This is a genomic window from Vibrio sp. 2-Bac 85 (genome assembly GCF_037546705.1).
In the GTDB taxonomy this organism is placed as follows: Bacteria; Pseudomonadota; Gammaproteobacteria; order Enterobacterales; family Psychromonadaceae; genus Psychromonas.
On sequence record NZ_JALAAB010000001.1, the window covers coordinates 398,958 to 411,420 of the forward strand.

Annotated in this window: 7 protein-coding genes; 2 read left to right on the top strand and 5 right to left on the bottom strand. The window is 39.1% G+C overall.

Annotation, left to right across the window (positions count from 1 at the left end; genetic code table 11):
- Window positions 1–39: 39 nt before the first annotated feature.
- The 5 genes from MT390_RS01735 to MT390_RS01755 all read right to left on the bottom strand — a co-directional run bounded on the left by MT390_RS01735 (window position 40) and on the right by MT390_RS01755 (window position 9,314).
- Complete coding sequence (locus tag MT390_RS01735; RefSeq protein ID WP_166368660.1) at window positions 40–993, bottom strand: alpha-E domain-containing protein; 954 nt, start codon at window positions 991–993, stop codon at window positions 40–42.
- A 4-nt stretch (window positions 994–997) separates the two neighbouring features.
- On the bottom strand, window positions 998–2,449 hold the full coding sequence (locus MT390_RS01740) for a circularly permuted type 2 ATP-grasp protein (protein ID WP_166368662.1): 1,452 nt from the start codon (window positions 2,447–2,449) through the stop codon (window positions 998–1,000).
- A gap of 45 nt (window positions 2,450–2,494) precedes the next feature.
- On the bottom strand, window positions 2,495–3,373 hold the full coding sequence (locus MT390_RS01745) for a transglutaminase family protein (RefSeq protein ID WP_499439237.1): 879 nt from the start codon (window positions 3,371–3,373) through the stop codon (window positions 2,495–2,497).
- Window positions 3,370–5,889 (bottom strand): circularly permuted type 2 ATP-grasp protein, encoded by a 2,520-nt coding sequence (locus MT390_RS01750; protein ID WP_499439238.1) that lies wholly within the window; start codon window positions 5,887–5,889, stop codon window positions 3,370–3,372. The genes MT390_RS01745 and MT390_RS01750 overlap by 4 nt, the downstream gene beginning before the upstream one ends.
- A gap of 113 nt (window positions 5,890–6,002) precedes the next feature.
- Window positions 6,003–9,314: a transglutaminase family protein gene (locus MT390_RS01755; protein WP_499439240.1), complete on the bottom strand. Its 3,312-nt coding sequence runs from the start codon at window positions 9,312–9,314 to the stop codon at window positions 6,003–6,005.
- A 934-nt stretch (window positions 9,315–10,248) separates the two neighbouring features.
- Here MT390_RS01755 and MT390_RS01760 point away from each other — a divergent pair.
- Together MT390_RS01760 and MT390_RS01765 are read left to right on the top strand one after the other, a co-directional pair.
- Window positions 10,249–11,130, top strand: coding sequence for an SHOCT domain-containing protein (locus MT390_RS01760; protein ID WP_499439242.1), 882 nt, complete (start codon window positions 10,249–10,251; stop codon window positions 11,128–11,130).
- A gap of 69 nt (window positions 11,131–11,199) precedes the next feature.
- The gene (locus tag MT390_RS01765) at window positions 11,200–12,447 is read left to right on the top strand and encodes a zinc-binding metallopeptidase family protein (RefSeq protein ID WP_499439243.1); all 1,248 of its coding nucleotides are present in this window, start codon (window positions 11,200–11,202) and stop codon (window positions 12,445–12,447) included.
- Window positions 12,448–12,463 lie beyond the last annotated feature (16 nt).

Here is a 12,463-nt window from a genome sequence, read left to right on the forward strand (position 1 = left end):
TGAACACACAAGGCTCGCCCACTGCTTTAATAAAATGACTTATTCAGCCGCTTCAGTTTCAATTAATTCAGGTGCTTTTAAGAAGTACAGTTCAGCGAGCTGATTATGTACACCAGCTAATTTAAGCTGTATTTTATCCACATAATCATGCAGATCACCATTCTTTAGCATTCTCACATCTTCATTTTTTAAACTATCACATACTTGATCAATGAGCTTAATTAATTCCTCAGAATGAATAACCGGCTCCATCATTTTTCTTAATTCATTTAGACAAAATAAAATCGAACGAGGGAAAACCTCACTATGCATTATAAACTCAATTACATCGGAACGTTGAACACGTACACCCATTTGTTGACGATACATTTGATAAGCACTCATTGAACGTAATAAACTGATCCATTGAATGTTTTCAAAGGGTTTACCTACTTCATTAGTGATCAGCGTAGCGGATCGAATGTCTAAAATACGTGAACTCATGTCGGCGCGTTCTATCATTAAACCAAATCGGCTAAACGTATAACCGTGATCATGGTTAAGAGTGGCATCTAAAGTACCAAAGATCATATGCGTTGATTCGATGATCTTTTTTAAGTAAGCAAAGCGTCCGCGCTTGCTCAGCCCTTCGTTTTGATTATCTTTGACATAATAATATAAAGAGTTTATTTCTTCCCAAACGTCTCTTGGAATAACATCTCGAATAGTACGCGCATTCTCTCTAGCATTAATGACAGAATTGAGGATAGATGAATTATTATCGTAACCGATTAATAAATAACGCAATGCTTTTGGTTCTGAAAAGTCAGTATGATTTTCTTGGTAGGCTTGACGCATACCAATAATATCAATTAAAGGCTCCCAACCAGTGCTCACCCCTTTAGGTAGATCCATGATCAGCATATTATTAACATTAATTAAACGCGCTACGTTTTCTGCACGTTCAATATAGCGAGACACCCAATATAAAGTTTCACATACTCTTGATAGCATATTATTACGCCTCCTCGTCAACAATCCAAGTATCTTTACTACCGCCACCTTGTGATGAATTCACCACCAGCGATCCTTTGTTCATAGCAACACGTGTTAATCCACCTGTAGTGACCTGAGTATCATGCCCAGATGATAAAATAAACGGCCTTAAATCCACATGTCTTCCATCGGGTTCAACGCCATCTAATGTTGGCACTGTGGATAAGTCTAATGTCGGTTGAGCAACCCAATTACGAGGATCTGCTTTAATTTGAGCAATGGTTTCTTGTTGTTCTTTCTTGGTTGACTTGGGACCAATTAACAAACCATAACCACCTGATTCATTTGCGGGTTTAACCACTAATTTATCAATGTTTTTAATAACATGATCGCATTCTTTTGGATCCAGACACTTGTACGTAGGCACGTTCGCTAGTTTCGCATCTTCGCCTAGGTAATATTTAATCATTTCAGGCACATAGGCATAAACTACTTTATCATCGGCAACGCCGGCACCTGGAGCATTTACTAATGCAACATTGCCTTTTGCCCAAGCACGCATTAATCCAGGTACACCTAATTGAGAATCCGGCAAAAATGCTTCGGGATCTAAAAATAGATCGTCTATACGACGATAAATAACATCAACACGCTGCAAGCCAGTGATGGTACGCATATATACGCAATCATCTTTCTCTACGACTAAATCACGACCTTCTACTAACTCGCAACCCATCTCTTGTGCTAGGTAACAATGTTCAAAATAAGCTGAGTTAAAAACACCTGGCGTTAAAACAACTACTTCAGGCTTATCCTGTGGACGAGGTGACATAGCTGCTAACATATCAAATAATTGAGACGGATAATCATCAACAGGTAGGATCGAGACTTGTTCAAATAATTCAGGGAAAACACGCTTCATTACGGATCGGTTTTCAAGCATATAAGAAACACCAGATGGGACGCGTAAGTTATCTTCTAAGACATACATGGTGCCGTTGCCATCACGTACTAAATCAGAGCCACAAATATGTGCCCATATTTTGTTAGGAGGGTTAACCCCTACACATTGCTTGCGAAAGTTAACTGACTTTTCCAATAGACCTTTTGGAAAAAAACCATCTTTTATTATTTTTTGGTCATGGTATAAGTCATCAATAAATAAGTTAAGCGCCTCGACGCGTTGCTTTAAACCGACTTCAATACCTTGCCATTCTTTTTTACCAATGGTGCGTGGAATAATATCAAAAGGCCAGGCTCTATCGATCATGTTACCTTCATCGTAGACGGTGAAGCTGATCCCCATTTCTTTAATCGCTAAATCTGCAACAGCCCTCGCTTTGACTAACTCTTCACTTGATAAACTCGAAAAGAACTGAGCTAATTGATTGCCGTGTAATCTCACGTTCCCTTTAGCGTCAATTAATTCATCAAAAAAACCATTTGTTTGATACGCTTTCCAATCAATTCCCATACACTTCTCCGCCTTTTGATTATTAACTCATATAAGATATTAAAATTACTCTAATCGAATCATATCTACCGCAACGTCTAGCAATTGAGATCCGCCACCAAATACAACACCTTTTAAAGGAGTGACATCGGAAAAATCTCGTCCTACTGCTAAGGTGATATGCTGGTCTGTGGGTACTACATTATTGGTGGGATCAAAATCAACCCACCCAAAATTAGGCAAATAGACGGCAAACCAAGCATGGGTTGCATCAGCGCCTTCTAATTTTTCTTCACCTTCGGGCGGCATGGTTTCAATATATCCACTAATATATCGCCCCGCTAACCCAACACTTCGTAAACATGCGAGCGCAAAGTGTGCAAAATCTTGGCAAACGCCCCTTTTTTGTGCAAAAACAACGCTTAATGGCGTACTTATTGTTGTAAAACCTGGGTCATAATAGAACTCATGAAAAATTCGTGCCATTAAGTCTTTACACCCATCAATTAAATTAACATCGGGCGCAAATGACACCAGCGTGTATTCTTTTATCCCCTTTTCCAATGGTGTGAGCTGAGAAGGCAAAACAAATTCAGAGGCCTTTAATAGCTCTATGGTGTTAGGGTTTTCCAGCAAATCTCGTACTTTTATCCATAACATATCAAAGCCATTTATATTGGCTTTGGCATCCGTTAATAGCTCAACCTCACTGGTCATGGTGACCTTAAGCGTCTTATGTTGTGTTGCAACCTCAAAAACTGTCACATTATTATTAAAATAATCAGTAAATTGCTGTAAATAACTGGGCGGTGGAGAAATATCAATACGACTATGATGACAAATTTGCCCACGATCCGTTTTTGGCGTCAAGCGAGCTTGATTCTGACATATACTGACATAGTCAGCATATTGATAAGTCGTTGAATGTTTTATTTTATATTTCACGATTGAGCTTGCTCAATGTTGGTCCAATTTAATTTATGGGACGTTTTAGTATGTGTGAAGTACTGTAATAGCAATACATCACAGAAAGTATTCAAATTCATTCGAATGTTATGACTGAACTCTATCAATTGTTGACGTTTGCCATCTTCAGCTTTCTGCAGGTAGTCTTTTTCAGTCAAATAACAGGTTGTTTTGGACAGCAAAATCGCTTTCTCGTGGGCGGCAATTAAACCCGGTCGACGCTTGGTCGGTAAATGCTGGCAAAGCTGATTAATTTGCTCTAGTTGGAACAATAACGAACGAGGGTACTCGGCATCTAACAATAACAACTCTAAACCAGTGCCAATAGTTTGGTACATACGATAACGACGTTTATGCGTAATTAAACTTACTTGACAGCTCAATACTGCCTCTAACAACCCTAATTCTTTAGGTGTATCCATCTCTTCGGTTAATAGCGCGGAACTTAAAGAAGTAATTTGAATACTACGTTCAATACGACGACCAATCTCCAATAAAAACCAGCCATTACTGTTAGGCATACAATCTGTAATCGAGCCATTAAAAGCCATGATTGAACCGATCACTTTATCTAATATACTTTGCATGGCACGTGTTGAGATATCCCGAGTAGTATTTCTTAACTGTTTAACTTGGTCATTAATATCATCAATCATGCGTCGACTATCATGCGACAATAACTCTCTCGTTTGCAAAGCAGTATTCGATAAGTACTTAAGTGTATTAATAATACTTCCTGCACATTGCTCATCGGCTAATAATTGAAACGCGACTTGCTTAGATAAAAGCGGGTCAAAGTCATCTAACTTAGCATCCTGTTCTATGTAAGGGAAAACAATCTGCTGTGACTTAATCGCATTACTGAAGCGAGCCACAATACTATGTCGTATAGTGTCAGGATAAATAGCCAACTCCGTATATCTATCGATGAAAATACGCAAAATACGCACCGTATTCTCACATCGCTCTAAATAACGCCCGAGCCAAAATAGATGTTCAGCAGTACGACTAGAGATCACACCCTCTAATAACGCAACATCTGTTCTTTTCTTGATCGGTGGAGGCAATACAACGGCTTCTAGATCAACGTCACTGGCTGCATTTATCCAAGTATCTTTGATCCAACCTGAAACACTCGGATCATTACTAATCTCATTGGAGAAACATAACGCCGAAGGTAATATTTCAACCCCGTGCTCGGTGGTTAAAGCATAACACCTAAAAACCACTGGTTTAGATATCAGCTTGCCATTGTCCCAAAAAGGCGCGGTACTAAAAATGGGTTTATCTTGAAAATAATATTCTTCAGGTTTTACACTGATCAACGCTTTTATTTTCTCAGCATCGACACTGCCATCGAGCTTTAAGCTTCTATCTTTATAACTCGCTAATTCTAATAGCGACCAATCTAAGGTTTTGGCCTTTTCAACATCATAATAATTAGGTTCGGCAATCATCAATGGCTGCTTTAAAAGATGTTGCGATAAATGCGTTAAATTACATTGCACAGCAGGGGAAGATAAAACGCCGCTTCCAAATGGATTTAATACCTTAACAGCACCTTCACGTACCGCTTGTAATAAACCAGGAATGCCATGTAAGGAGTATTCCGTTTGCTCTAAAGAATCAATACTGCGATCCGGCACCCAACGAACAATTACGTTAATTTTACCTAAACCCTGTAACGATTTTAAACACACCTCACCATTGCGCACCGTAAGGTCAGCGCTTTGCACTAAGGTATAACCAAAATAAACGGATAAAAAGGCATGTTCGTTATAGTTAGGATCATCCGTTCCTTGGGTTAAAATAACCACACGAGGATCTTCCATATACTGAGTATATTCATTGATCCCTTCTTGAAATATTTTCAAAAAGTTTTTGATTTGCTGAACATTACAATCAGCAAACTCTTCCGCCATTACACGTCGAGCGATAATGCGGCTTTCAACTAACAACCCTAACCCTAATGGGCATTGGCAATGATCTGCTAATACTTTAAATTCACCCGATGGTGTCCGGTAAATATCCAAAGCGGTAAAAAATAATTTCAATTCATTGCTTGGTAAGCTAAAGCCTTCTCTTAAATAATTACTATTTTGATATAATTGTTGCGCAGGGATATGACCTTCAAGCAACAACTTTTGTTCGCCATAAATATCCTGCTGAATAGCATTTAAAAGTACAGTTCTTTGTTTAATCCCTTCTTCTATAAAAGCCCACTCTGACTTAGAAAACATAAAAGGAAGCGGATCAAAATGCCAACGCTGATTATTTTCAGGCTGCGTATTACCATTTTGTAATAACTGGCTTATTTCGACAGCACGACTACTCAGATCTTCCGCAGTTAAATTACCTAAGCGCTTAAATAATGTATCCCAATGCTCAGGATAACGCCCACCATGATTAGCCAGCTCATCGTGAACATGGACCTTATTTAAATACAAAGACAGCCATTTAGGTAAGGCCGACATGGTGTGGTTTTTTATATACAATTTAACATTGCTCCGTTTTATCAAACATCATGATCAGTATTCATTGCATCGATGATCATGAAATCACTCTACCCTAAACAATCAACAGGTAGAGTGATTAATGTCGCTGTCTTTTATTTAAAAGCAGGTTGGCGACGTAAATCCAAGGTATTTGGATAATCTTGGTTAACACTTTCTTCTTCCGGTACCACAAACTCACTAACTGAATTGGCTACTTGGAAGCTATGTGTCACCGCAGATGGACTCCAACTTGGTTGATCTGAAGGTAATAAAGAAGGGGTATGTCCATGTTCCCAGAATCGAGCCACCCTTCTTCCTTCCGCTTCAAACGCATTAACAGGTAAGGTTTCAGGGTTACGTCCACCAGCATGACTCACATGATAAACAAAGCCACCCAAAGAGCGTCCTTCCCAAGTATCAATTAGATCAAACACCAGAGGAGCATGCACTCCAATAGTTGGATGTAAAGCCGTTGGTGGTTGCCATGCACGGTAACGAATACCTGCGACACGCTCATCTTTGGCTTTACCTTTCACCACTTTAAGCGGAACGCGGCGGCCATTACAAGTCACTATATAACGGTCACTCATGGTCCCTTGAACTTTTATTTGCACCCTTTCTAAGGACGAATCCACGTACCTTGCAGTACCTGAAGCACTGGCCTCTTCACCGAGTACATGCCACGGCTCAATCGCAGTTCTTAATTCCAAGGTAATATTATCCAACTCACGGGTACCACAAACAGGGAACCTAAATTCAAAGAATGGGTTTAACCAACTGAATTGGAATGCAAAACCAGATTGTTGTAAATCACGACATACTTCGGCCAAATCATTTTCAACATATTGCGGTAGTAAGAATTTATCATGTAGCTCAGTACCCCAACGAACCAATGGTTTGTGGTATGGTTTTTTCCAAAACCAAGCTAATAAGGTACGTAGTAATAACATTTGCACCAAACTCATTTGTGAGTGAGGTGGCATTTCAAAGCCCCTAAATTCCACAATACCCAAACGCCCTGTTGCAGAGTCTGGTGAATATAACTTATCAATACAGAACTCGGCACGGTGTGTATTACCGGTTAAATCAACCAATAAATTACGTAATAATCGGTCAACTAACCAAGGTTCAGGGACCTCGCCTTCAGGCATATGTGAAAATGCAATTTCTAATTCATATAATACTTCATCGCGGGCTTCATCAACACGAGGAGCTTGGCTTGTTGGGCCAATGAATAAACCAGAAAATAGGTAAGATAACCCAGGATGATGTTGCCAATAGGTGATAAAGCTTCTTAAAATATCAGGGCGACGTAAGAACGGACTTTGATCTGGCGTTTCACCGCCTAAGGTCACATGGTTACCACCACCGGTTCCCGTATGGCGACCATCAGCCATAAACTTATCTGTCCCTAAACGCGCCTCTTTGGCTAACGCATATAAGGTAGTCATTCTTTCAACTAACTGATCCCAAGATTTAGAAGGGTGAATATTCACTTCAATCACACCTGGATCAGGCGTTACCGCGTATTTTTCAACACGGCTGTCTTTAGGTGGGTTATAACCTTCAATTACCACCGGCATAGATAATGCTTTTGCGACGCCTTCAATGGCAGTCAATAAACCTAAATAATGTTCAAAATGGCTAGTCGGCGGCATAAAGATATATAAACGACCATCTCGTACCTCTAAGGCCATCGCCGTTTTAATCATTTCTTGACCAATAAAGCCTTTTTTCAGCTTTTTAGGTTTAGAAAATTCTTCAGGAATATCAAAGGGGTCACGGTCAATAATATTACTTGTCCACTCCAAGCTATCTAAAGGTAAGCGATAACCCAATGGAGATTCACCCGGCAATAGGAAACAATGCCCGCGCGTAAATTCCCAAGTACAAGATTGCCAGCAATTTTTACCACCATTCCATTGTAATGGCAGCACATAACCGACTGGTTTTTCTATGCCTAGCTCCATTTTTTTCAAAAAGCCTTGGCGGCTCATGGCATGCAATAATTCAGGCTGTTTAGGGCCAACTTCTGTAGGTAAAGAACCTTCTTGCCAGAGGTGATAAAGAATATCTTCATAGGCAGTGGTCAATGCTTTTTTACCTAAACCTAACGCGTCACTCAGCTTTTCAGCAAATTTCTTGGTATCTGTATGGTCTAACTTATAGTCTTTATTGGGATCCGCTAATAAACTTGCATCTTTCCATAAAGCGACACCATCTTTGCGCCAATAACACGCATACTGCCAACGAGGTAATGGTTCACCTGGATACCATTTACCTTGGCCATAATGGGTAAAGCCACCTTTCGTAAACACCTTATTCATTTCTACAAATAAGTTTTGCGCTAACTGACGTTTTTCTTTACCGTCGGCTTCCGTATTCCATTGCGCATGTTCCATATCATCAATGGAAATGAACGTAGGCTCGCCACCCATAGTTAAATGAATACCTTCTTCATCGTAGGTTTTATCAACATGCTGACCTAAACGATTAATGGCAGACCACTGCGCTTCTGAATAAGGCTTAGTCACACGTGGGTCTTCATGAACACGCGTCACTTTATTGTAAAAGCTAAACTCTGATTTACAGTCGTCAATTCCACCGGTAACTGGTGCTGCAGAACTTGGTTCAGGCGTACAGGCTAATGGAATGTGTCCTTCTCCCGCAAATAAACCAGAGGTAGGATCTAAACCAATCCAACCCGCACCCGGAATGTAAACTTCCGCCCACGCATGTAAATCAGTAAAGTCTTCTTCAGGGCCACTCGGGCCATCCAGTGATTTTTGGTCAGAAGTTAATTGGATTAAATAGCCAGAAACAAAACGAGAAGCTAATCCTAAATGACGGAATAATTGAACTAACAACCAAGATGAATCACGACAAGACCCAGTTTTTTTACTAAGGGTTTCATTAGCGGTTTGCACTCCAGGCTCTAAACGAATGCCATATCCTACTAACTCATAAATGGCCTGATTAACCGCCACTAAAAAATCTACACTGCGAAGCGGCTCTTTAGGTTGTAGCGATGCAACTAACGCTAGCATTTTAGGGCTGGCTTTACGTTTTTTTAAATAGGGTGCTAATTCTGACTTTGAAATGCTGTCATAAACAAATGGAAATTCTTCTGCATATTCTTCTAAAAAGAAATCGAAGGGGTTAATGACCGTCATCTCTGCGACTAAATCGACGGTAAAACTGAACTCTGTGGTGGGTTGGTTAAATACGACGCGGGCTTGATAATTACCGAAGGGATCTTGCTGCCAATTAATATAATGATCTTCAGGTAATATTTTTAAGGAATAACTTTTAATCTTGGTGCGGCTATGAGGTGCAGGGCGTAAACGAAATATATGCGGCCCCATGTTAACAGAACGGTCATATTTATATTCAGTGTGGTGTGAAATACCAACAGTAATTGTCATCGACTAATCCCCTTTCATAAATTACAGCTATATAGATAACATGAAAATCTTTCTTAGTATTGTATTTTGTGCAAAATTTATTCCACTTACTTCAAACATAAAAAATAAAGGTTTTAAGTTAATTAATCGGTCAAATAGCACAATTAAACAGCGAATATGTTCAATAATGGCTTTTAAAATAACCAAGATTTTTAGAAATGGTGCAGTGATGCACTAAAATAGCCCTTAAAAATCAAATAGAATAAAAATATTTTTGGTGGAAAAACCAGCGCTAGAACAGAAAAAACGATACATACAGGATTATATTTCATCTTTACCTCATCAAAGCACTATCACCGCTAATATCTTTAAAAGTAAAAAAATATTAAATAAGCGTTAATGAAATTAACATCATTTATACGTACAAAAAACACAATTGAACAGTGTTTAATCACACATGTTTGAGGCAAATAACATTTAAATACTTAATTCGTATCGAATATAAAAATAATGAAGACAACTTTATCCATATACCTTTTTATTTAAACCATCAAAAAGAAACAATTAAATAGATGAAAAAAGCGACCTAAATAGTTCGAAAAAGTCTAACTTTCGAAGATATGTAGGGATCATAAAAAACACTACCTGTAATAGCTTTTTCCATCATTCAGAGATCTTAAGTCTTTATTAAAAAAGAGATTAATTTATATTAAAAAAAAATAAAAAAGAGTGTTCGATAAAGCTGCTAAGAAGCTTAAGAATGATGCTATGATAGTGCATCTTTTAACCGCCACTTCGCGGTTAAACAAACGACCTTAAGATATAATCAAGCGGTATTCAGTATGAGTAATATAGGCAGGATGTTTATTAAACACCCTATTACACAACAGACGCTAATCCAGCCTTTTTCTTTGGCTATTCACTCCCACTCAATTTATAAAAAGGGCATATTATTATGCAAAAACTAACCAATGTTGGTGAAAACCTCGTTAATGATATAGCGTCACGTTATGGCTTAAGTCACGGTGCAGTGACTCACATGTTAGTTGCAGTGAATAATGGCGGCGGCTCTATGGCACAATTCAACTGTCCTGAATTAGGTGGTTCTGGACAATGGATGCGCGGTGGTATGACCATGGTCGGCGATATGTTTAATAACGGCCTAAAAACAACCGTCGACAATTTATGTAATGAGCTAGCAAACATACTCAGTAACAACCAAATTTTTCCAGAAATTCCAGCAGGAACACCTGGCAGCAATCAATGGTGGCCAAGTAACCTCGGCAGTCCATTTAGCAGCGGCGCTCAAAACAATATCCGTTATGCGGTTTTTCCAAATCGCCTAGCAGTGGAATTGAATGGCCAGGTATCTGTCTATGACACATTAGACCACAACATTGGTGGCGTGAGTCAACAGCAAGGTAATAACACTTCTCTGACTTTCAATAGCCAATGGGGCACCATTAATGTAAGTAGTTTGCCTTTAGTCACAGGTCAACCATTACCAACAGTAGCGAACACTAATTTTGCAGATGTGGCAGCGCCAGCTGTGAATAATATGAATGACAACATGCAAAAAAATAACAACTTTAACAATAACAACGACCTAAACAGCAATACTAATAACAGCAGCAACCAACAACAAACAACAAATAGTAATCAAGACAGCAATTACTCGGCTAATTCAAACAACAAACAACCGGTAGATCAGAACAACCAAAAATCTATTACTCAAACGCTTGAGATCATAGAAAAATTATCACAACTGCATGAGATGGGCGCATTAACTGATGATGAGTACAATACTAAAAAATCGGATTTATTAAGTCGCATCTAAGTAAGTGTATTTCAGCACGGTAAAGCATTAAATATGCTTGCTTTACATTTTTGTTAATAGAGTATTTATATGAAAACATTTCAATGTGATTGCGCAGAACAACCTATTTTGTTTTTTGAAAGCAGTCATTGCCTCGTTTGTAACAGAACAGTAGGGCTTGATGACAACTTTGATCAAGTAGAGCCCTATGAACTTGATGAAACAACAGGTACATTTTTTAAAGCGGTTGCCCCGACTATCCATTATCAAAAATGTGATAATAATGCCCAATTTGAAGCTTGCAACGGCATGGTTAATTTAAGCACATTTGTACCCGTTGAAGGCAAAGATGAAGTGTTGTGTTTTGCTTGTCGTTTTAACGAAACCGTACCTGACTTGAGTATTGCTGAACATATTCCGTTATGGAAAAAAATGGAAGTAGCAAAACGTCGTGCGTTATATACCTTAAAAGCCCTCTCATTGCCGCTCAATACAATCGCTCAAGACCCAGACAATGGGTTAAGCTTTGATTTTATTACCGACCGTAATGTTAATGACCACTTTACTAGCCCATTAGTCGGCCAAGAAACCGTGTTCACCGGTCATGATTGTGGTCATATCACCATCAATCTAGCCGAAGCCGACGACGTTTCTCGCTCACAAACAAAAGATGCGATGGGTGAACGCTATCGTACATTGCTAGGGCATTTTAGACATGAACTAGGGCACTATTACTTTGACCAATTAATCGTCCATACCCCAGAAAAGCAGCAACTATGTAAGCAATACTTTGGTGATGATCAACTTGATTATCAAGAAGCCCTAGACCAGCATTACCAACATGGTGCACCAAAAAATTGGCCAGAACATTATATTAGTGAATATGCCACTATGCACCCTTATGAAGACTGGGCAGAGACTTGGGCGCATTATATGCACATTATCGATACCCTAGAAACAGCACAAAACTTTTCCATTACCGGCTCAACATCTGGTGAACAAGCAGATTCTGATGAGGTAGGGGAATTAAATTTACCACAAGATGCTTACTTTTTTTCAGGGCAAACAGCGATCAGTAATATTCTAGATACGTGGGTCGATTTTTCAGTGATCCTTAACTCTTTAAACCGAAGCATGGGATTAGCAGATGCCTACCCTTTTGTATTAACACAAGCTGTGCGCACTAAGCTGTCCTTTATCCACCATGCAATTCATCATAAATTGCATTTATTGCCTGCACTCACGCACAAGACAATACAAAAAAAAATAAAAAAAGCAGCTCCTAAGGTAACTCCTGTAGCAGTACCTAAAACTGTGCCTAAGCCTCTTGTACCTTAATCACAACTTCTAACCT

Coding starts and splice junctions, on each gene's coding strand:
- MT390_RS01740 (WP_166368662.1), bottom strand. CDS start 2,449: ATGGGAATTGATTGGAAAGCGTATCAAACAAATGGTTTTTTTGATGAA.
- MT390_RS01755 (WP_499439240.1), bottom strand. CDS start 9,314: ATGACAATTACTGTTGGTATTTCACACCACACTGAATATAAATATGAC.
- MT390_RS01735 (WP_166368660.1), bottom strand. CDS start 993: ATGCTATCAAGAGTATGTGAAACTTTATATTGGGTGTCTCGCTATATT.
- MT390_RS01765 (WP_499439243.1), top strand. CDS start 11,200: ATGAAAACATTTCAATGTGATTGCGCAGAACAACCTATTTTGTTTTTT.
- MT390_RS01760 (WP_499439242.1), top strand. CDS start 10,249: ATGCAAAAACTAACCAATGTTGGTGAAAACCTCGTTAATGATATAGCG.